Annotated in this window: 16 protein-coding genes; 4 read left to right on the top strand and 12 right to left on the bottom strand. The window is 72.6% G+C overall.

Annotated elements, in window-relative coordinates:
* Positions 1-203: 203 nt before the first annotated feature.
* Together ACFRU2_RS19370 and ACFRU2_RS19365 are read left to right on the top strand one after the other, a co-directional pair.
* Complete coding sequence (locus tag ACFRU2_RS19370) at positions 204-1,835, top strand: ATP-binding protein (RefSeq protein WP_382974012.1); 1,632 nt, start codon at positions 204-206, stop codon at positions 1,833-1,835.
* Complete coding sequence (locus ACFRU2_RS19365) at positions 1,832-2,602, top strand: response regulator (protein ID WP_382973497.1); 771 nt, start codon at positions 1,832-1,834, stop codon at positions 2,600-2,602. Before ACFRU2_RS19370 ends, ACFRU2_RS19365 begins: the two co-directional genes overlap by 4 nt.
* A gap of 49 nt (positions 2,603-2,651) precedes the next feature.
* Here ACFRU2_RS19365 and ACFRU2_RS19360 read toward each other — a convergent pair whose 3' ends face one another.
* From ACFRU2_RS19360 to ACFRU2_RS19350, 3 genes are all read right to left on the bottom strand, one after another.
* On the bottom strand, positions 2,652-4,244 hold the full coding sequence (locus ACFRU2_RS19360) for a cation acetate symporter (protein WP_382973495.1): 1,593 nt from the start codon (positions 4,242-4,244) through the stop codon (positions 2,652-2,654).
* Entirely contained in the window at positions 4,241-4,771 is a 531-nt protein-coding gene (locus ACFRU2_RS19355) for a DUF485 domain-containing protein (protein ID WP_382973492.1), read from the bottom strand. The genes ACFRU2_RS19360 and ACFRU2_RS19355 overlap by 4 nt, the downstream gene beginning before the upstream one ends.
* Positions 4,772-4,959: 188 nt before the next feature.
* Positions 4,960-7,080 carry a type IIA DNA topoisomerase subunit B gene (locus ACFRU2_RS19350; RefSeq protein ID WP_382973489.1) on the bottom strand — a complete coding sequence of 707 codons (2,121 nt, stop codon included), beginning with the start codon at positions 7,078-7,080 and terminating at the stop codon, positions 4,960-4,962.
* 446 nt (positions 7,081-7,526) lie between these two features.
* Between ACFRU2_RS19350 and ACFRU2_RS19345 the strand changes: the two genes are divergently transcribed.
* Positions 7,527-7,763 (top strand): hypothetical protein, encoded by a 237-nt coding sequence (locus tag ACFRU2_RS19345; protein WP_112449103.1) that lies wholly within the window; start codon positions 7,527-7,529, stop codon positions 7,761-7,763.
* 107 nt (positions 7,764-7,870) lie between these two features.
* Here the strand turns inward: ACFRU2_RS19345 and ACFRU2_RS19340 are convergent, their stop codons facing one another.
* From ACFRU2_RS19340 to ACFRU2_RS19300, 9 genes are all read right to left on the bottom strand, one after another.
* A complete protein-coding gene (locus ACFRU2_RS19340; RefSeq protein ID WP_382973486.1) occupies positions 7,871-8,857 on the bottom strand; it encodes a serine protease in 987 nt (328 codons plus the stop codon).
* Between the two features lie 121 nt (positions 8,858-8,978).
* Positions 8,979-10,589 (bottom strand): RNA polymerase sigma factor, encoded by a 1,611-nt coding sequence (locus ACFRU2_RS19335; protein WP_382973483.1) that lies wholly within the window; start codon positions 10,587-10,589, stop codon positions 8,979-8,981.
* 477 nt (positions 10,590-11,066) lie between these two features.
* Entirely contained in the window at positions 11,067-12,008 is a 942-nt protein-coding gene (locus ACFRU2_RS19330; protein WP_274549883.1) for a FadR/GntR family transcriptional regulator, read from the bottom strand.
* A 150-nt stretch (positions 12,009-12,158) separates the two neighbouring features.
* A complete protein-coding gene (locus tag ACFRU2_RS19325; RefSeq protein WP_382973480.1) occupies positions 12,159-13,964 on the bottom strand; it encodes an ATP-binding cassette domain-containing protein in 1,806 nt (601 codons plus the stop codon).
* 206 nt (positions 13,965-14,170) lie between these two features.
* A complete protein-coding gene (locus tag ACFRU2_RS19320; protein WP_250748883.1) occupies positions 14,171-14,917 on the bottom strand; it encodes an NUDIX domain-containing protein in 747 nt (248 codons plus the stop codon).
* A gap of 105 nt (positions 14,918-15,022) precedes the next feature.
* Positions 15,023-17,008 carry a glycogen debranching N-terminal domain-containing protein gene (locus ACFRU2_RS19315; RefSeq protein ID WP_382973476.1) on the bottom strand — a complete coding sequence of 662 codons (1,986 nt, stop codon included), beginning with the start codon at positions 17,006-17,008 and terminating at the stop codon, positions 15,023-15,025.
* 443 nt (positions 17,009-17,451) lie between these two features.
* A complete protein-coding gene (locus ACFRU2_RS19310; protein ID WP_382973473.1) occupies positions 17,452-18,798 on the bottom strand; it encodes a DUF4192 domain-containing protein in 1,347 nt (448 codons plus the stop codon).
* A gap of 58 nt (positions 18,799-18,856) precedes the next feature.
* Complete coding sequence (locus tag ACFRU2_RS19305; protein WP_382973470.1) at positions 18,857-19,288, bottom strand: hydroxymethylglutaryl-CoA synthase; 432 nt, start codon at positions 19,286-19,288, stop codon at positions 18,857-18,859.
* A complete protein-coding gene (locus tag ACFRU2_RS19300) occupies positions 19,285-19,497 on the bottom strand; it encodes a hypothetical protein (RefSeq protein WP_382973467.1) in 213 nt (70 codons plus the stop codon). The genes ACFRU2_RS19305 and ACFRU2_RS19300 overlap by 4 nt, the downstream gene beginning before the upstream one ends.
* Positions 19,498-19,737: 240 nt before the next feature.
* Here ACFRU2_RS19300 and ACFRU2_RS19295 point away from each other — a divergent pair, with 240 nt between their 5' ends.
* Positions 19,738-20,625: a 3-oxoacyl-ACP synthase III family protein gene (locus ACFRU2_RS19295; RefSeq protein WP_382973465.1), complete on the top strand. Its 888-nt coding sequence runs from the start codon at positions 19,738-19,740 to the stop codon at positions 20,623-20,625.
* Positions 20,626-20,739: the final 114 nt, after the last annotated feature.

Below are 20,739 nucleotides of genomic sequence, written 5' to 3'. Positions count from 1 at the left end.
AACTTTCTGAACCATGGGAGACAGAAATTTGCGGTGTGCGGTGCGAGAGTTGCAGAGCTTTGGCGAGTCGTCTACATCCCTGACCGCACTTTTATGCCGTCATCGCTTGCGCAAGCTGGGCGCAAATAACGCAAGCTATTTGCGTGAGGGGGAGAAATTCCGCTTACGCCCGAACCGGCCTACGGTTCGTACTCATGCGGTTCATGCGGTCCCTGAGGTTCCTCCCCACGCGCGCTCGGCGCCTCGGGCTGCCCCGACGGGCCGCCTCCCAGATCCTGCTGACCCAGCTGGCCATCGCCGCCGGGGTCCTCGCCCTGGCCACCGGCCTATTCCTGGCCCCGCTGAGCGCGCAGCTCGACGACCAGGCCATGCGGCGCGCCCTGGCCATCGCCCAGAGCGCCGCCGCCGACCCCTCCCTGGCCGCCGGGCTCATCGGCTCGGCCCCCTCGCCGGACAGCCCGGTACAGGTCTCCGCGGAGCGGATCCGCTCGGCCACGGGCGCCGAGTACGTGGTGGTCCTGGACCTGGACGGCATCCGCCGCTCGCACCCGAGCCCCGACCGCATCGGGAGGCCCGTCTCCACCGACCCCGGCGAGGTCCTGGCCGGCCGCGAGGTCATGGAGATCGACGAGGGCACCTTGGGGCGCTCGGCGCGCGGCAAGGTGCCCCTGCTCGCCGCCGACGGGGAGATCGTCGGTGCCGTATCGGTCGGCATCGCCTACGACAGCGTCCAGGGCCGCCTGCTCGGCGCCATCCCGGGCCTGCTCGCGTACGCCGGCGGCGCCCTCGCGGCGGGCGCCCTCGCCGCCTACCTGCTCTCGCGCAGGATCCACCGGCAGACCCGCGACCTGGCCTTCTCCGATATCGCGGGCCTCCTCGCCGAACGCGAGGCGATGCTGCACTCCATCCGCGAAGGCGTGATCGCCCTCGACCGGGCCGGCCGGGTCCGGCTGGTCAACGACGAGGCGGCCCGGCTCCTGGGCCTCGCGCCCGAGGCCGCCGACGCCGCCACCGGCCGCGCCCTGGACGAGGTGCTCGGCGCGGGACGCACCACCGACGTCCTCACCGGCCGGGTCACCGGCCGCGACCTGGTCACCGTCCAGGGCGCCCGGGTCCTGGTCGCCAACCGGATGCCCACCGAGGACGGCGGAGCCGTGGCCACCCTGCGCGACCGCACCGAGCTGGAGCACCTGGGCCGCGAGCTCGACTCCACCAAGGGCCTGATCGACGCCCTGCGCGCCCAGGACCACGAGCACGCCAACCGGCTCCACACCCTCCTCGGCCTGCTGGAACTGGGCCTGTTCGAGGAAGCCGTCGAGTTCGTCACGGAGGTGGTCGGGGTGCACCGCAGCACCGCCGAGCAGGTCACCGAGAAGGTGCACGACCCGCTGCTCGCCGCCCTGCTCATGGGCAAGGCCACGGTCGCGGCGGAGCGCGGGGTCCCCCTGCGGCTGGCCGGCTCCGCGCTGCTGCCCGACCGCCTCGTCGACCCGGGAGGCCTGGTCACCATCCTCGGCAACCTGGTCGACAACGCGCTGGACGCCGCGGTCGGCTCGTCCGAGCCGCTGGTCGAGGTCGACATCCGGGCCGACGGCCGCACGGCAGTCCTGCGGGTCCGCGACAGCGGCCCCGGCGTCCCGGTGGAGCGCCGCGAGGAGATCTTCACCGAGGGCTGGTCGACCAAGCAGCCCCGGGCCGGCGCCCACCGCGGACGCGGCCTCGGCCTCGCCCTGGTGCGGCGCCTGGCCGAACGGCAGGGCGGCACGGTCCGGGCCGGCGAGGCGGCGGACGGAGGGGCGGAATTCTCCGTCGTCCTCCCGGAGGCCCTGCGATGAGCACCTTCGACGCGTCCGGCGGCTCCCGTGCGTCCGGCGCTTCCGGTGCGGCCGACGCTTCCGGCTCTTCCAACGCTTTTGACGTTCTGGTCGTCGACGACGACCTGCGTGTCGCCCGGATCAACGCGGCCTACGTGGCCAAGGTGCCCGGCTTCCGCGTGGCGGCCCAGGCCCACTCGGCGGCGGAGGCGCTGGCGCTCCTCGACTCCCGCCCCGTGGACCTGATCCTCCTCGACCACTACCTCCCCGACGAGAACGGCCTCGACCTGGTCCGGCGCCTGCGCGAACGCGGCCACCACACCGACGTGATCATGGTGACGGCCGCCCGCGACCTGGCCACCGTCCAGGCCGCGATGCGCCTCGGCGCCCTCCAGTACCTGGTCAAGCCCTTCACCTTCGCGGGCCTGCGCACCCGCCTGGAGGCCTACGGGGCCCTGCGCCGCACCCTGGACACGGGCGGCGAGGCCGAACAGGCGGAGGTGGACCGGATCTTCGGCGCCCTCGCCGCAGCCGGCGCCGACGCCCCGAGCGACCTCCCCAAGGGCCACTCCCCCACCACCGCCGACCTGGTCCGCGGGATCCTGCGCGCGGCCGAAGGCCCGCTCTCCACCCAGCAGATCGCCGACCGCGCGGGCATCAGCCGCCAGACCGCCCAGCGCTACCTCAAGCTCCTGGACCGCGCCGGCCGCGTCGTCCTCGCCCTCCGGTACGGCGAGACGGGCCGTCCGGAACACCGCTACGCCTGGCGTCCGCCCACGACCGGCTGACGACTCCGGCCCGCGGCCGGTCCCGCTCCCGCTCCTCGCCGTACCGGCCCTACACCGCCCCGGCGCCCGTCAGCGCGCGGACCTCGGTCTCCGCGTGCCGCCGCTCGTCCGGCTCCTCCGCCGAGGTAACGGTGCCCAGCCAGCCCGCCAGGAAGCCCAGCGGGATGGACACGATGCCCGGGTTCTGGAGCGGGAAGAACTGGAAGTCCACGCCCGGGAACAGGGATTCGGGGCTGCCGGAGACCACCGGGGACAGGGCCACCAGCAGCACGGCCGGGAGCAGCCCCCCGTACACCGACCAGACGGCGCCCCGCGTGGTGAACCCGCGCCAGAACAGCGAGTACAGCAGCACCGGCAGGTTCGCCGAGGCCGCCACCGCGAAGGCCAGGCCCACCAGGAAGGCCACGTTCAGGTCCTGGGCGAGCAGACCCAGCGCGATCGCCACCGCCCCGATCCCGACCGCCGCCACCCTGGCCACCGCCACCTCGCTGCGCTGCCGGGCGTGGCGGCGCTTGAGCGAGGCGTACAGGTCGTGCGCGACGGAGGCCGAGGAGGCGAGGGTGATCCCCGCGACCACCGCGAGGATGGTCGCGAAGGCGATGGCCGCCACGAAGGCGAACAGCACCGCGCCGCCGGTGGAGTCGGCCCCGCCGCCCAGGAAGGCCGCGAGCAGCGGCACCGCGGTGTTCCCCGAGGCGTTGGAGGCCCTGACCTGGTCCGGCCCGAGCAGCGCCGCCGCACCGAAGCCGAGGACGATGGTCATCAGGTAGAAGCCGCCGATCAGCCCGATCGCCCACACCACCGACCGGCGGGCCGCCCGCGCCGTGGGCACGGTGTAGAAGCGGGACAGGATGTGCGGCAGCCCGGCCGTGCCCAGGACCAGGGCGAGCCCGAGGCTCATGAAGTCGAAGCGGGCCGTCCAGTCGCCCCCGTACTTGAGCCCGGGGCCCAGGAAGCGGTCGCCGTGCCCGCTGCGCTCGGCGGCGCTGCTGAGCAGCTGGTCGAAGTTCCCGTGGAAGCGCAGCAGCACGAGCACCGTCAGCGTGATCGCGCCGCCCATGAGCAGTACGGCCTTGACGATCTGGATCCAGGTGGTGGCCCGCATGCCGCCGAAGGACACGTAGATCACCATGAGCGCACCTACGCCGATGACGGTCAACGTCCGTGCGGCCCGGCCGGAATCGGCGAGCAGCAGGCCCACGAGGCTGCCGGCGCCGACCATCTGCGCGACGAGGTAGAGCACGGAGACGACCACCGACGAGGTTCCGGCGGCGATCCGCACCGGCCGCTCGCTCATCCGCGCGGCGACCACGTCGGCCAGGGTGAACCGGCCGCAGTTGCGGACGAGTTCGGCGACGAGGAACAGGACGACCAGCCAGGCGACGAGGAAGCCCACCGAGTACAGCAGGCCGTCGTAGCCGAAGAGGGCGATGAGGCCGGAGATGCCGAGGAAGGAGGCGGCGGACATGTAGTCGCCGGCGATGGCGAAACCGTTCTCCATCGGGGAGAACAGCCGCCCGCCCGCGTAGAACTCCTCTGCCGAACCGTGCCGGTTGCGGCTCACCCAGGTGGTGATGCCCAGGGTGACGGCGATGAAGACGCTGAACAGGAGCAGCGCCAGGGTCTGGTGTTCGGTGGTCACCGGCCCGCCCCCCGTGCCCGGGTGCGCTCGCCGGCGTCCGCCCGGCGGACCTGCTCCTGCTCGAAGACCGTCCAGCGCAGGTCCAGTGCCGCGCGGTCGCGCCGCAGCCGGGCGTGACGGGCGTAGGCCCAGGTCAGCAGGAAGGTGCTGAGGAACTGGCCGAGGCCCGCGAGCAGGGCCACGTTGACGGACCCGAACACCGGCCGGGCCATCATGCCGGGCGCCGTGGTCGCGGCGACCACGTAGGCCACGTACCAGAGGAAGAAGCCGACGGTGGCGGGGACGACGAACCTCCGGTAGCGGCCGCGCACCTCCTGGAAGGCGGCGCTGCGCTGCACTTCGAGGTAGATGTCGGACGCCGCGCGCGCGGGCGCGCCACCTGGGGAGGTGTTCGGCGGTGACGTTTCCGCTCCACCGCCGGTCGCTCCACCGGCACCCTCGCCCTCGCCCCAACCGACGGCCAGCGCGTCGTACCAGGGGTCGTCCAGCCGGATCGTTCCGGCATCACGACCTTCGTGCTTGTCCACCGAACTCTCCTTGTCCGCCGCCGCAGTGGCCGCGTGCCCACAAGGATGTGCGGGAGGGACGGTTTCCGGACTGGTGTCCCGGTGCTCTTCACTCCATCAGGTGATGGAGTGAAGAGCACCGGTGTGCCAGGGCGGAGGAAGTGCCACCGGAGGTCCCCCGATGGCACTCGTCAGCGGACGGGGGCCGCTCAGGCGTCGATCCGCGACCGGTCCAGGGTGGCGGCGGAGCTGGTGATGAACTCCTTGCGCGGAGCCACCTCGTTGCCCATGAGCAGGTCGAAGACCGACTCGGCCGAGTCCAGGTCGCCGATGTTGATCCGCCGCAGAGTGCGGAAACGGGGATCCATGGTGGTCTCCGCCAGCTGGTCGGCATCCATCTCGCCGAGGCCCTTGTAGCGCTGGATCGAGTCCTTGTACCGGATGTTCTTGCGCTGGTACTCCAGCAGGGTCTGGCGCAGCTCGTTGTCCGAGTACGTGTAGACGTACTTGTCCTGGCCCTTCTTCGGCTGGACGAGCTCGATCCGGTGCAGCGGCGGCACCGCGGCGAAGACCCGGCCCGCCTCGACCATCGGGCGCATGTAGCGCTGGAAGAGCGTGAGCAGCAGGCAGCGGATGTGCGCGCCGTCCACATCGGCGTCCACGAGCAGGACGATCTTCCCGTACCGGGCGGCGTCGATGTCGAAGGTCCGGCCCGAGCCGGCTCCTATGACCTGGATGATCGCCCCGCACTCGGCGTTCTTGAGCATGTCCGAGACCGAGGACTTCTGGACGTTGAGGATCTTGCCCCGGATGGGCAGCAGCGCCTGGAACTCGGAGTTCCGGGCGAGCTTGGCCGTACCGAGCGCCGAGTCCCCCTCGACGATGAAGAGCTCGCTGCGCTCCACGTCGTCGCTGCGGCAGTCGGCCAGCTTGGCGGGCAGCGAGGAGGACTCCAGCGCGGTCTTGCGGCGCTGCGCCTCCTTGTGCTGGCGGGCCGCGATCCGGGTCCGGGCGGCCGCGACGATCTTCTCCATCACGGAGCGGGCCTGCTGCTTGTCGTCGCGCTTGGTGGAGGTCAGGAAGGCCTTGAGCTCCTTGGCGACGACGGCCGCGACGATCCGGGTGGCCGCCGAGGTGCCGAGCACCTCCTTGGTCTGCCCCTCGAACTGCGGCTCGGCGAGGCGGACGGTGACGACCGCCGTCATGCCCTCCATCGCGTCGTCCTTGACCACGTCGTCCTCGGCCACGCGCAGCAGCTTCGCGGAGCGCAGCACCTCGTTCACGGTCTTGGTGACCGAGCGCTCGAAGCCGGAGATGTGGGTGCCGCCCTTGGGGGTGGCGATGATGTTCACGAACGACTTCACGTTCGTCTCGTACCCGGTACCCCAGCGCAGGGCGATGTCCACGCCGAGCTCGCGGGTGACCTCGGTGGGGGTCATGTGGCCGCGGTCGTCGAGGACCGGGACGGTCTCCTTGAAGGTGCCGGTGCCGGTCAGGCGCAGGACGTCGCAGGCCGCCTTGTCCTGGGCGAGGTACTCGCAGAACTCGCTGATGCCCCCGTCGAAGCGGAAGGTCTCCTCGGTCTTGCCGGCGCCCTCCAGGGCCCGCTCGTCGCGGACCACGATGGTCAGGCCGGGCACGAGGAAGGCCGTCTGGCGGGCGCGCTGGTAGAGCGTGTCCAGCGTGAGCTTGGCGTCCTTGAGGAAGATCTGGCGGTCGGCCCAGTAGCGGATCCGGGTGCCCGTCTTGCCCTTGGCGATCCGCTTGCCCTTGCGCAGGCCGTTGGCGGGGTCGAAGGGGCTGTCGGGGCCCTGCTCGGTGAACATGCCGGGGACGCCGCGGCGGAAGCTGATGGCCTGCGTGGCGCTGCCCCGGTCGACCTCCACGTCCAGACGCGCCGAGAGCGCGTTGACGACGGAGGCGCCGACGCCGTGCAGGCCGCCGGAGGCCGCGTACGACCCGCCGCCGAACTTGCCGCCGGCGTGCAGCTTGGTCATGACGACCTCGACGCCGGAGAGGCCGGTCTTGGGCTCGATGTCGACGGGGATGCCGCGACCGTTGTCGCGGACCTCCACGGAGGAGTCCTCGTGGAGGATCACCTCGATGTGGTCGCAGTAGCCGCCCAGGGCCTCATCGACGGAATTGTCGATGATCTCCCAGAGGCAGTGCATGAGGCCCCGGCTGTCGGTGGAGCCGATATACATGCCGGGGCGCTTGCGGACGGCCTCGAGGCCCTCGAGGACGAGCAGGTGCCGCGCGGTGTAGTTGGAGCCGTCCCGGTCTGCTCCGGTCAGCAGTGCGCTGGAAGGCACGGACGTGTCGGCGGTCACGCAGTTCGCTCCTCGCTGAATTCTTTTTCTGGCCCGGTCGGGCGCAGTGGTGGCTCGGTTGCCGCTGGAAGGGTACCGAGGCCTGGTAGAGCCGATGCAACGCCACCCCAGCCCCTTCGTCAGCCTAGTGCAGGTCCGTACGCATGTTCGATCCCCCGTGGGAGTGAAGCAAACATCACGTTCCCTTCCGCGCATGAACCATTTAGTGTTCGGGCACGTCCTCATGAACAACCGGCACTCAGCCGGAGAGGGCAGAACTGCGACAAGCGAACGACCTGACAACGCGAAACCGTAAAGCAACGCAATACGGCTCCTTCGCCGCCAACCGGCAACGGCCGGCCAGCTTCGGAAGGAAGTTTCGAGGAAAAGCCGCGAGCGGGAACGTTTTCGGCCTGGTTGGATGTTGACCCTGGTACGACAGCTCGTCGAGCTAGAGAAGAGGCGACGTGACTACTGTTCTGACACCCGCGACCCCGCTGACGGCCGCTGACCGATGCGACCGTTGTGGCGCCCAGGCATATCTGCGCGTCGTCCTGCTGAGCGGCGGTGAACTGCTCTTCTGCGCCCACCACGGGCGCAAGTTCGAGCCGGAACTCAAGAAGATCGCCGCGGAAATACAGGATGAGACCGAGCGGCTTACGTCCGCTCCGGCGGCCAGTGCCGCCGAACCCGAGGACCGCTGACACAAGGCCTATACCTCGCATCCGACGAGCCAGGACCGGCGATGCCGGTCGACGGGCGGTACCTCTGCGACCCAGAGGGACCGCCCGTCCTCATGTCCGGGCGCGGTTCAGCGCCCCGGCGCGGGGCGGTCCCCCGCCGCGAGGCCCTTCCCGGGCCCCTGAGCGGGGCGTACGTCCATCCCCAGCACTCCGCGGGCACCAGGACGGCCCAGCTTCCCCCGGGCCGCCTCCGGGCCGCTGGCGGAGTCGACCGAGTTGGCCGAGTGTGCCGATTCGGCGACGAAGCCGATCAGCGGTGCGATCCGCGTGTACACCCCCGGACTGTCCGCCCGCCCGCAGCCGCGCCCCCAGGACACCAGTCCGATCAGCCGGCCCTGGGCCACCAGGGGGCCGCCGCTGTCCCCCTGGCAGGCGTCCTTGCCGCCCTCCCGGTCCCCCGCGCACACCATGGAGTCGGCCCGGTACTGACCGTCGGCGTCTCCCGGGTAGGCCCGCCCGCACACCTCGTCCGCCAGCACCGTGACCCTGGCGGCCCGCAGCGCGTAGGCGTAGTCGCCGAAGCCGCTGGTGTCGCCCCAGCCGTATACGGCTGCCTCGGTGCCGGCGCCGTACGCCGGATGCCCGTGGTCGGCCATCGGCAGCACGTTCTGCGCGGCCACGGCTTCGGCCAGCTCCAGGACGGCCAGGTCGCCGGCATTGCTGGCCGGGTCGTAGGCCGGGTTCACCCGGGCGGAACGCACCGCGATCTCGCGGCCCTCGCCCGCGCGCAGCTCCGTACGCCCGGTGATCACCCGGAAATCGCGGACGGAGTCGACCGGGCCGCCCAGCACCTGGCGCCCCAGGCAGTGGGCCGCGGTCACCACCTTGGTCGGGGCGACGAGGACGCCCCCGCAGAACTGCCCGCCGCGCGTACCCCCGAACCGGTCACGGCTGGCGAGGGCCACCACCCAGGGGGCATCGGCCACCTTCACCGGCGTTCCGCCGATCACCACGCTGTCCGCGGCCGCTCGCGGCGCCTGGAAGAGCGGCGCCGCCGCCGCTCCCGCCGCCAGGGTCAGCGCTCCCGCCAGGACACGGGCAAAGGGACGACGCATGAGGCCTCCTGACTCCGAGTGTGCATGACTCCACTCAGAGTGGGACGCCCGGTGGCCGTGCGCACCCGCGCGGCCACCGGCGACGACCTGCGGCGAACCCCTCGCCGCGCCCCGGTCCGTCCTAGTCGAGGTAGTCGCGCAGCACCTGGGACCGGGACGGGTGGCGGAGCTTCGACATGGTCTTCGACTCGATCTGGCGGATGCGCTCACGGGTGACCCCGTAGACCTTGCCGATCTCGTCGAGGGTCTTGGGCTGGCCGTCCGTGAGGCCGAAGCGCATCGAGACCACGCCCGCCTCGCGCTCGCTCAGCGTGTCGAGGACCGAGTGCAGCTGCTCCTGCAGGAGCGTGAAGCTCACGGCATCGGCCGGTACGACCGCTTCGGAGTCCTCGATGAGGTCACCGAACTCGCTGTCGCCGTCCTCGCCGAGCGGGGTGTGCAGGGAGATCGGCTCGCGGCCGTACTTCTGGACCTCGATGACCTTCTCGGGGGTCATGTCGAGTTCCTTGGCCAGCTCCTCCGGGGTGGGCTCGCGGCCCAGGTCCTGGAGCATCTGCCGCTGGACACGGGCCAGCTTGTTGATGACCTCGACCATGTGCACCGGGATGCGGATGGTGCGGGCCTGGTCGGCCATGGCGCGCGTGATCGCCTGCCGGATCCACCAGGTGGCGTACGTGGAGAACTTGTAGCCCTTGGTGTAGTCGAACTTCTCCACGGCGCGGATCAGACCCAGGTTGCCCTCCTGGATCAGGTCCAGGAAGAGCATGCCGCGGCCGGTGTAGCGCTTGGCGAGGGAGACCACGAGACGGAGGTTGGCCTCCAGCAGGTGGTTCTTGGCCCGGCGGCCGTCCTCGGCGATGATCTCCAGCTCGCGCTTGAGCTTGGGCGCCAGCTTGTCGGAGTTGGCGAGCTTGTCCTCGCCGAAGAGTCCGGCCTCGATGCGCTTGGCGAGCTCGACCTCCTGCTCGGCGTTGAGGAGGGGGACCTTGCCGATCTGCTTGAGGTAGTCCTTGACGGGGTCGGCGGTGGCGCCGGCCACGGCGACCTGCTGGGCCGGGGCGTCGTCCTCGTCGTCCGAGATGACGAAGCCCTTGCTCTCGGCGCCTTCCTCCTCGTCCTCGGACTCGGCCTTGGCGGCTCCCGGGCTGTCTTCCGCGGAGTCCTCGTCGCCCGCTTCGTCGGCGTCCTTCTTGGCGGTGGTCTTCTTCGCCGCCGTCTTCTTCGCCGCGGTCTTCTTGGCGGGCGCGGCCTTCTTCGCCGCCGTCTTCTTCGCCGCCGTCTTCTTGGCGGCGGGCTCGGTCGCGGTCCCCTCCGCGAGTGCGTCGAAGGCTGCGTCCGTGCCGACGGCGTCCGGTTCCGCCGCCTCGGCCGCCGCGTCCGGTCCGGCCACGGCGGGCGCGGCCGCCGTCCCGGCCGCCGCCTTCTTGGCGACGGGCTCGGTGGCCGTCCGCTTGACGGGGCTCTTCGCTGCGACGCTCTTGCGGGTGGTGCGCTTGGGCGACTCCGCGGCACTGACCATCAGCGTCACACCCTCTTCCTCGAGGATCTGGTTGAGGCTGCGCAGAACATTCTTCCACTGGGTCGCAGGAATCTGGTCAGCCTCGAAGGCCCGACGCACGTCATCGCCGGCGATCTGCCCCTCGGCCTTGCCCCGCTCGATGAGCGCCATCACAGACTCGGAATCGGCGATCTCCGGCGGGAGCGTACGGGATGTGCTGGCCGACACGAACAACCTCTCGGAACGATGGAAACGGCTTCCGACCCCGGCCTGGTGGTGCTGGACCGGAGCCGACGACCACCGACTGGGGATGGGCCGGGGGCGCGGGCAGGGGCCGGGGAGCTGCACAGCACCCCCAAGGGCTGCTGTCTTCCCTCCGTCGGCCATCACCTCTTAGGTCATCGCGTGACCTCGCGGAGCGTTACGCCCAATCTTCGTGGCCCGAGTCACACCCCGTTTGATGCCATGCCGGTCATACCGTGATTTCTGCACGTCCGGTGTGCCCGAACACGCCCCGTTTCGCGGGCCGGACGACTCCCCGGAATCGGCCTCCCGGCGGCCGCGGACCGGAGCCGGGAACCGGCCGGGGCGCTCAGAACCCCGGCGGGGGGCCGGACTCCGCTGCCGCCGGGCCCTCCCCGGACCCCGTCCGGGGATGCCGCCCGGGGCGCTCGACCCATCGACACGCCCGCGCCCGTGCGGTGCGGCCCGTCAGTGCTCGCGCGGGGCGGGGACCACGCGCTCGACCTCCGGATGCACCGTCAGAAGCTGGCGCATGGCGTTCTCCGCGCCGATCGCGTCACCGGCGGCGAGGCACTCGACCATGCGCGCGTGGTGCGCGACGCAGGTCTCGCTGGGGCGGTCGCAGGCGGTGACGGGACTGCCGGACACCTGCAGGGCGGCGGAGACGATGCCGGAGAGGTGCTCCAGCATGCGGTTGGCCGCGACCTGGATCAGCAGGGCGTGGAACTCGTTGTCGGCGCGCGCGAAGGTGATCGAATCACCCTGCCCGAGGGCGTGTCCCATGATCTCGACCATGTCGGCGAGGCGCTGCTGGATCTCCGGCCGGCCGTGGCCGGCGGCGAGCCGGGCCGCGAGCGGTTCGATGGTCCAGCGGAGTTCGCCCAGCTCACGGCGCTGGTCGTCGCGCTGCGGGCCGAAGGCGCGCCACTCGATGATGTCGGGGTCGAGCAGGTTCCAGTCGGCGACCGGGCGGACCCGGGTGCCGACGTTGGGGCGGGCGCTGACGAGGCCCTTGGCCTCGAGGACCCTCAGGGATTCGCGGACGACGGTGCGGGAGACCTCGAAACGCTGCCCGATCTCCTCGGGGACCAGCGGGCGGTCCGCGCCGAGGTCGCCGGAGACGATCATCTGGCCGAGCTGCTGGACGAGTTGGCCGTGCAGTCCGCGGCCGCGGCTGCCTGCGGCGCGGCGGCCGACCCGGCTCAACTCGACGTCGGATCCGTCCCAGTGGGGCACTCCCACCCGGTCGGCCCCCGAGGCCTCCGGGTAGGGGTAGCGGTCGAGTTCGCCCGCGCCGGCGAGGCCGGAATCGGCATGGCGGGCGGCGGTCATCATGGTGTGCGCAAGGGTACTCACGAATCCTTTGTCGGCCGTGTCTCCGCGACCCTTGAGGTCTTTGGTGAAAAGCACACGAAAGGGTGATCGGTGCCACCTACGCAATTGACGACTTATCGTAAAGAACCGGGCTATTCGCGGGGAGTTGCGGTCCGCCGGGCCTGATGTGGACCACAACGGTCCCGTTGGGTCCGGACCGGCACCGGAACGATCACCAACGATCCCTCACAAACGGACGCGGCCGCGCAGTCCTGTGAACCCATAGGCGCACAACAGGACCATCAGCGACAACACCAGCGCGGTGCCGACCGGTTGGGCCATCACCCGGATCGCCCCGAGGACCACCCGGTCCGCCTCCGGCGGCCACTGTGCCCAGGCCAGGCCGCGCAGCCGCTCCGCGAGTCCGGTGACCGGGTACGCGGACGGGCCGTCCAGGGCCTTGCGCACCAGCGGTACGACCATGACCGGTACGGCGAGCACCGCGGCCAGACCGGCGGAGGCGGACCGGAAGACCCCGGAGGCCAGGACTCCGGACCAGGCGCAGCCGATGAGCAGCCCCGCCCAACTCGCGGCCGGGGAGACCCACTCCGCGGGGGTACGGAGCGGCCCGCTGCCGAACACCAGCGTGAGGGCGGAGGCGTCCGCGGTCACGGCGAGGGCTCCGAGCAGCAGCGCCAGGGCGGCGCTGACGCCGAGTTTCGCCGTGAGCAGCCCGAGTCGGCGCGGGACGGTGCCGCGGTCGGCGGCGAGCGCGGGGTAGCGGTACTCCTCGCCGAAGGCCAGGGCTCCGAGCAGTCCGGCCCCGAGCGCCGCGGGCGGCAGCGGCAGCAACTCCGGCCAGGCGGCGAGCAACCGGTTCTGCGGGGTGTGGCCGGCCCGGGCCAGCACCAGCGCGGTGACGACCGAGACGGCGACGACGAAGGCGGCGGTGAGCACGGGGGTGGCGGTGCCGAAGGCCCGGTGCAGCTCGTAGCGCAGGGGCCGCAGCGGGCCGCCGAGCCGGCGCACGGCCGAGGCGGGCCGGCTCGACCGGGATGGTCGGGCGGAGCGGGCGCGGTCGCCGCCGCCTGCTCCGGACGCGGCCGGCGTTGCGCCGGCGGCCGTGTCCGTGGCCCCGGATCCGGCGTGGTCCCGGGCGCGCGGCAGCGACGGCTGCGCTCCCGCGTCGCCGGTCTCGTCGGCGAGTTGGTGGACGAGCACGCCGTTCCGGAAGGCGGCCTCGCCGACCTCGGCGCAGTTGCTGCCGTAGACGGACAGCCGACTGCCGCTCTCCTCCACGATCTCCACCGTGCGCTGGGCGGCCCGTGCCTCCCGGCCCAGTACGTCGGCCAGCCGGGCGGCGTGCGGGGTGCGGACGGCGACCCGCGGCCGGAGCCGGGTCCGGGCGAACTCCGCGGCGTCCTGGTCGGCGACGAGCCGGCCCGCCTCGATGCTCACCACCCGGTCCGCGCTGCGGGCGGCCTCCTTGGCGTCGTCGGTGGTGAAGAGCACCGCGCCGCCGAGTGAGGCGTGGCCGCGCAGCAGCCCGTGCAGCCAGCTCCGTTCACGGGGCGAGAGCCCGGCGGCGGGCTCGTCGAGGAGGAGCGTGCAGGGGTCCGCGAGCAGGGCGGCGGCCAGCGCGACCCTGCGCTCCATGCCGAGCGAGAGCGAGCCGAGCCGCTGGTCGCGCAGTCCCGCGACGCCGACGACCTCCAGCATGGCGTCGGCCCGTGCGGCCGGCACGCCGGCGGCGGCGCAGAGCATCCGCAGCTGGCCGCGCACGGTGCGCGAGGGGTTGCCGGGGAGATCGCCGAGGAGCACGCCGACCTCGCGGCCCGGATGCGGGATCCGGTGCAGGGGGCGCCCGCGGAAGTAGGTGACTCCGCGGCCCGGTTCGAGTTCGAGCATGAGCCGCAGTGCGGTGGTCTTGCCCGAGCCGGGCTCGCCGAGCAGTGCGGTCACGCTCCCGGGGCGGGCCTCGAAGGTGAGGTCGTCCACGAGGGGCGGGTTGTTTCGGCGGGGGGTGCTGGTGAGTCCGATGGCCTGGAGCATCGCTTCTCTCGCGGGGGGTGAGACCGCTCTGCGGCAGGGTGAATACCGCAAACAAGATAACGCGATATGTCCGATTTAAGGCGCAGGTTGTCGCGCCTCTCGCCCGTGTCGGCGCCGAAGCCGTCGCCCCCGGCCGTGCGAACCCAGCCACCGGCCGGCCCACCGGCGCGCGTGGCGCCCCGGCGGCGGCGCCGGGCGCCCGTGCGTCAGACTTCCGGGCGCAGCATCGGCGGGTTGAGCAGGGTGGCCCCGCCGGCCCGGAACAGCTGGGCGGGGCGGCCGCCCTGACGCGTCGTCGTGCCCCCGGCCGGGACCAGGAACCCGGGGGTGCCGGTGACCTTGCGGTGGAAGTTGCGGGGGTCGAGGGCGACCCCCCAGACCGCTTCGTAGACCCGGCGCAGCTCGCCGACGGTGAACTCGGGCGGGCAGAAGGCGGTGGCCAGCGAGGAGTACTCGATCTTCGAGCGGGCCCGCTCGACCCCGTCGGCGAGGATCTGCTCGTGGTCGAAGGCGAGTCCGGCGCCGGTCTGGCCGTCCGTGGACAGGAGCTCGTCGACGGGGGCCCAGCGCGCGCTGTTGGCATCGCCGCCGGCCCGCGGGGCGGGCAGATCCGGAGCCAGCACCAGATGCGCGACGCTGACCACGCGCATGCGCGGATCCCGCTTCGGATCACCGTAGGTCGCCAGCTGTTCGAGGTGCGCCCCGTTGCCCACGTCCGGAGCGGCCGGGTCGTGGGCGCAGAGGCCGGTCTCCTCGGACAGTTCTCGGGCCGCGGCCGCCGACAGGTCCTCGTCCCCACGGACGAATCCGCCGGGCAGCGCCCAGCGTCCCTGGAACGGCTGCTCACCCCGTCGGATGACCAGCGCGCAGAGCGCATGGCGCCGCACGGTGAGCACGACCAGGTCGACGGTGACGGCGAAGGGCGGAAAGGCCGACGGGTCGTAGGGCGACATGACGCGATCATAGTCGTCTGCCTGACGATAAACAGAGCTTTGGGGATCTTCGGACCCGGGGACCGGAAGCCCCGGCCCGCTGCGGCCCGATCGGCAGGGCGCCTCCTACCCGCCCAGTTGCAGTGCATCGGCGGCCTCCTCCACCATGCCCAGGCCCATCCGGCTGATCCGGACGGCGAAGGGTTCCCCCGAAACCCGCAGCCCTGAGAGGCGGAGCCCGCCGAGCGGAGCACCGGGGAGCGGGACGAGCGCGACCGTGCCGGCGGGGGCATCCGGACGGATACCGGCCAGCGCGGTCAGTACGTGGATCCCCGCGGCCGCCGCGACCGCCGCCGGCCGGCAGGCCGCCGGATGCGGAAGCGGAGCGCTGCCCTCGGTGCGCTGCTCGGCCGCGTACATCTCCGGGAGGCGGTACCCGAAGCCCTCCGCCGCGTCCAGCAGGCCCCGGAGCAGCCCCGTGGCTTCTTTCTCGAAGCCCGCCTGGGCCAGGCCGGCCACGGCGACCGCGCTCTCGTACGGTCGCACCGCACCCGAGCGGTACCCGAACGGGTTGTGCCCCGGCTCGCGGAGCGCCATGCTGCGCAACCCCCATCCGCAATCCATGGCGGGGGCTCCCAGCAGCCGTGCCAGCTGCTCGGCGCGGACCCGGTCGAGCAGCCCGCGCGCGAGCCGGCCGCCGCCGAGCAGCCCGGTGTCCAGCAGGTGGGCGGCGGCCCCCGTCAGCCGGGGCAGGGGCCGCCCGTCGGGATGCAGGGCCGCCGCGGGCCGGCCGCCGTCCGGGCCGTCGACCCAGAAGCGGGCTGCGAACCGCTCCCGCAGCGCGGCCGCCCGGTCCCGCCACTCCTCGGCTCCGGGCCGCCCGCACCCGGCGAGCAGGTCGGCCCCGAGGAGCAGGGCGCGATGGGCGTGGGCCTGGGTTTCACAGCGCCGGGGTCCGGGATCGGGATCGGCCAGGAAGCCGTCCTCCCCGAAGGCGCCCCGAAGCCAGTCCAGGCACCGCTCGGCGGCGGGGAGCAGCTGGGCCACCTCCGCCTCGGGCATCCCCCAGAGCCGGGCTTCGGCGAGCACCGCGGGAAAGGCGAGCGTCGCCTCGGTCCCGGTGCATCCCGGGGGCAGCTGCGGCCCCGCGCCCCGGAGCGGCCCCGGGATCTTCCCCGCGTCGGAGCCCCGCCCTGCGGTCTGGGTCCGGGCCAGGATCCGCAGGGTCGCGGCGGCCAGTCCGGTGCCGAGCGGGAGCGCCATGCGGGCGGCCCACAGGGACTCCGCCGGGGCCAGTCCGAGCCTCCAGGGCACTCCGGCCGCCGCGTAGCTGTCGGCCGGCTGCTTCGGGTCCCTGAGCAGCAGGGCGCCCAGGTCCTGCACGCTCGTGCGCAGCCATGCCTCGGCCCGCGGGTCGTCGCCCTCCGCGCGGGCGTCGTCGGACAGCGGGTTGGCCACTTGTCCGGCGGGGGCCCGGGCTGCTCGGTCCCGGGTGGTCCGCAGCTCGATGGTGCGGGACTCGCCGGGGCGCAGTTCGAGCTGCCAGCGCAGCAGCCCGGCCGAGGCCAGGGCGTCGTCCGGAGGCGGCTCGGCCGCGGTGACGGCCTGGGCCTCGCCGTCGGTCCAGCGCAGCCCGGCGGCGTGCACCCCTGCGGGCAGCTCCGGCCCGGCCCGGCCGGCGGCCACGTCGGCCAGCTCCGCCAGGTCGGTGCCGAGCGAGACCTCCACCGGGAACCGCAGGGGCCGGCCGGTGAAGCTGCGCAGGGTGATCCGCTCGGTGCCGTCGGCGTGCCGGATCCGCTCGACCCCGACGTCGGGGTCGGGACCGGGCTCCGCTCCGGTACGGACGGTCGCGGTGAAGGAGGCCCGGTCGGCGCCGAGGCTGCGGCCCTGCACCGCGACCGGGTCCCGGCCGGCGACGCGCAGCACGCAGCGGGACAGCAGCCGGAGCCCGGCCCGGTAGATCCCGTCGACCCCCCGCCCGGTGAGCTGGCCGTGCTCGGGCGAGATGACCAGGCACGGCGCGGAGACGCAGATGACGGCACCGTGCACCGGCGGCAGGTCGGCCCTGCGGGTGGGGGCTACGCGGGCGGGGGGTACGGGGTGAGACATGGGTCGCCTTGTCTGCGCTCCGGGTGGGTCGGCTGGGCGGCGGCGCGGCCGGATCCCCACCACCCCCCAGCGCAACGCCCCCGCCCCCGCCCGGGTCACGGGCCCCGGTGGGGGCTGCGCCCGGCGGAGCACCGGCCTTCGCGGGGGCGGCCACCTCAGAACCGCTCGCGCCCCTCCCCGGAGCCCGGCCCCGCAGCCCTCACCCGGACCACCCACCCGGCCCTCACCCCGACCGCCCACCCGTCCCCTGTCCCGCCCCGCGACCCGACGGCCCAGCCGGCACGTATCCCAGCCCGCGGCCCAGCGTCCCAACCGGCCCGTGTCCGGGCCCTCACCCCGACCACCCACCCATCCCGAATCCCAACCCGCGACCCGACCGCCCGACCGGCCCTCACCCCGGCCGCGGCACCAACCCCCGCCAGAGCCCCGCCCCCACCCGCGCCTCACTGCTCGCTCCCAGCGGTGCTGCCGAACTCGCGGCGGCTGCTCGCCCTATCCGTCCTATCCGCCCTGCCCGGACGGCCGGGCGGCCTGGTGGCGGAGCCCGCCCGCCGGGGTCCTGCCGGCAGGCGCCCGCGGCGCGGCTCCCGGCGCCGCCGCTCCTCCCGCAGGCACTCCCGCAGCCCCTCCGGGTCGATCCCCTCGTTGCACGCGTGGTGCAGCAGCTGCGCGAAGCGGTACCCGTCGTCCGCCCGCAGGGCCAGCCCCAGGGCGATCCTGGCCGTCGGCTCGTCCCCCGTGGACCACGAGACCCAGCCCGCCAGGGTGAGGGGAGCCGCCGCGTGCTCCCCGTAGGCCCCGACGCAGCGCCGGGCCAAGGCGCGCCAGAGCCGCAGGGCGGGGGCCGCCTCCTCGCCCTCCATCCACTCGGCGGCGATGTCGCGGATCTCGCGGTCCTGGAGCCCGAGGATCAATGAGGCAGCCTCGTCGTGGCCCAGTAGCCCGTCGTCCCAGGCATCGGCTCCGGGGCCGCCTTCGGACGGCGGTGCCAGGGTCATGCGCTGGATCAGCGCGCGGGCGAGCAGGACGGTCTCGGCCCCCACCTCCTCCCGGGTGGCCCCGTCGAGGATCTTCGGCACCAGCGCGACGGCAGCACAGTCCAGGGCCCCTTCCATCGCGTCGGCCACCGTCCCGCGCAGCGGTGTCAGCCGGCGCTCGATCTCCCGGAGGGAGCCGCGTACCTGGAGGCCCGCGAAAGTGGCCGCGGCCGCCATCACCGAGGTGCCCGGCGCGGCCAGTGCGGTGCCCTCGGCGGGGCAGCAGCGCCCGTCCGGGCAGCAGTAGGACCAGTACCGCCCGGCGGAGAGGCACAGGGCCTCCAGTACGGGCACGTCCAGGGCTCCGCAGGCCAGCCGGATCCGCTGGGCGAGGGGGCGCAGCCTGGTCATCACCCGCTGCGCGCTGTCGCCGCGCTGCGGGTCCTGGCAGAGGAACACGATGATGCCGTCGGGCCGGGACCCGCGCCGCACGCTGCCGCGGATCAGACAGTCGGCGACCTGCCGGGCGGTGTCCTCCCACTCGTCGGGGGCCGCGGGAATGCCCACCCGGAGCCGGCCGCCGAAGCGGCCGGCCTCCCCGTGGACGGCGACCATGACGAGGGAGTCGCTCGGATGGAAGCCGAGCATGTAGGGCAGTGCGTCGGCCAGTTCGGCCGGACTGCGCAGGGTGATCCGGGATGCGTCGACGCCTCCGGGCGATCCTCCGGACGAGCCGTTGGACGAGCCGGTGGAGGAGGGGTCGGACGAGGGGTCGGACGGGATGCGTGCCGCTTCGTGGTTGTTGTTCGTCATGTCCCGAAGGTCCCGTGTCCGACCGGATTCAGAAACCCCTGTGGATAACTCCCGATACCTAGGCTCGTACACCCGCTTGTGCCCGAACAGCCCGGCCAGCCGGTACGGCCCGGTGGTCTCCCTCGGCGCGGGGTGGTCGCCGCCGTCGACCGGGAAGGGGTGCTCGTGGCGTTCCCGGTAGTCGGCGTAGCCGATCGCCCGGCGCCGGGCGATCGCCTCGCGGTGCTGCTCGGCGCAGGTGCGCGCGGTAGCCCGGGACCGGGACTCCGGCGAAGAACTCGGCGACGCCGCCCGACCCGTAGTTGAACAGGCCGATGGCCTGCCCGGTCAGATCGTCGGCGTTGTCGAGCAGGGCGGCCAGCCCGAGGTACAGGGATGCGGTGGCCACGTGTGCGGCGGGACGACCGCGGCGGGTGTCGGACGCATCGATGATGTCGTCGTGCATCAGGGCCGACGCGTGCAGCAGTTCGAGCCCCGCGCAGGCGGTCAACACGGCTGCGGTGCCCGGATCGTCCTGGTCGAGCCGGTCCCGATCCAGCCCAGCCAGGCGAAGACCGGTCGGACACACTTTCCGCCGCTCAGGACGTAGTTCTCCAGCTCCGCGACCACGGCCGCGAAGTCCTGGCCGAGCGCGTCGGCTTCGGCTCGGCGCCGGCCGAAGAAGTCACTGATCACGGCGTCGATGGCAGTCGTATCCACGGCTGCCCCGAGATGACTGACGGTCGTGCTCTCATCTCCGGGTCGAGGTGACGGCCATTCTCATAATCAATCCCTTACTGGCATGCGCAATTTCACGAATTCACCGTCATCACGTCACTGATCAGCATGCTTAGATTCTATCCACGGGGCGCCAACCTGCCTACTACTCAACCGAGTGAGACATTCAGCGGACAACACCGGCCGGTCATGCTTTCATTGACGGGCCGGGGTCACTGGCGAATGGATCGTCCGCAAGACCAAGCGGGTGTCGGGCCCGAGGAGCTCGCGTACATCGTCGTCGACACGTCCACGCCGGATCACCCGCAGCCGTCCACGGCGAGCATCGTCCAGCACCGGCTGGGGGCGGTGAACGCGGCGGCCTTCGACCTGAACGCGGTGTGCAGCGGTTTCGTGTACGCGCTGACGGTCGCCGAGCGGATGTTCTGCACCGAGCCCGGCGACCGCTGCGGACTGGTCATCGGCGCGGACATCCACCCCCGAATCCTCGACTACTCCGACCGCCGGACCGCCATCCTGTTCGGTGGCGGCGCCGGGGCCGTCGTCCTCGGCCCGGCCCCGAACGACCGCGGCATATTCGCCACTTCGCTGCTCACCCGGGGCGACCAGCACGAGCTGATCAGCGTCCCGGCCGGCGGCAGCCGGACCCCGACCAGCGTCCGGACGCTGGACGAGGGCCTGCAGTACTTCCGGATGGACGGCCGACGGGTCCGCGAGTTCGCGCAGGCCGCCTCCTCCATGCCGAGCAGGGAGTACCCCAGGATCACGGAGGCCTCCGCATCGAGCCGGGCGGAAGCCGAACTCGTGGAGCCGGACAGGACGCGCTCCGCCGTACGGATTCCGGCTGTCGACCTTCCGTCCATGATCAGGCCGTGGGGCTTCGAGCAGACCTCGCCCGAGTCGCCCGCAGCTCCTGGGGCGGACCGGCCGGCCGGTCGGCCATCCACGCTCTGGAATACGAGTTGGCGTTCCGCCGCAACGACGAAACCCGAGGAGATCGCTTCATCCAAGGACGAAAGCAGGCTGGCGGTGGATTTTCCCAGCATTCTGGAAGCGTCCTCCAGCATGCAGGACCTGCCCAAGACCGCGGCGACCTTGAGGAATCTCTGACAGTCCAGGCCGAGATCACCCAGCAGACGCTTCACGAACGCCACCACGCGGCCCGGGACCCTGCGCTCCGTCAGCCCGACCGTTCTCCCACGCTCCTTTGCGAGCCCTTCTTCC

Origin of the sequence: Streptomyces sp. NPDC056883 (assembly GCF_042788835.1) — a bacterium.
GTDB classification, from domain to species: domain Bacteria; phylum Actinomycetota; class Actinomycetes; order Streptomycetales; family Streptomycetaceae; genus Streptomyces; species Streptomyces stoeckheimensis.
The sequence above is the reverse complement of the archived record's forward strand: the minus strand, read 5'-3'. Positions and strand labels throughout refer to the sequence as shown.

Excerpts from the sequence above, each read along its gene's own strand:
- ACFRU2_RS19325 (WP_382973480.1), bottom strand. The coding sequence starts at position 13,964 with ATGCTCCAGGCCATCGGACTCACCAGCACCCCCCGCCGAAACAACCCG.
- ACFRU2_RS19340 (WP_382973486.1), bottom strand. The coding sequence starts at position 8,857 with ATGCGTCGTCCCTTTGCCCGTGTCCTGGCGGGAGCGCTGACCCTGGCG.
- ACFRU2_RS19320 (WP_250748883.1), bottom strand. The coding sequence starts at position 14,917 with ATGTCGCCCTACGACCCGTCGGCCTTTCCGCCCTTCGCCGTCACCGTC.
- ACFRU2_RS19295 (WP_382973465.1), top strand. The coding sequence starts at position 19,738 with ATGGATCGTCCGCAAGACCAAGCGGGTGTCGGGCCCGAGGAGCTCGCG.
- ACFRU2_RS19370 (WP_382974012.1), top strand. The coding sequence starts at position 204 with ATGCGGTCCCTGAGGTTCCTCCCCACGCGCGCTCGGCGCCTCGGGCTG.
- ACFRU2_RS19310 (WP_382973473.1), bottom strand. The coding sequence starts at position 18,798 with ATGACGAACAACAACCACGAAGCGGCACGCATCCCGTCCGACCCCTCG.
- ACFRU2_RS19365 (WP_382973497.1), top strand. The coding sequence starts at position 1,832 with ATGAGCACCTTCGACGCGTCCGGCGGCTCCCGTGCGTCCGGCGCTTCC.
- ACFRU2_RS19315 (WP_382973476.1), bottom strand. The coding sequence starts at position 17,008 with ATGTCTCACCCCGTACCCCCCGCCCGCGTAGCCCCCACCCGCAGGGCC.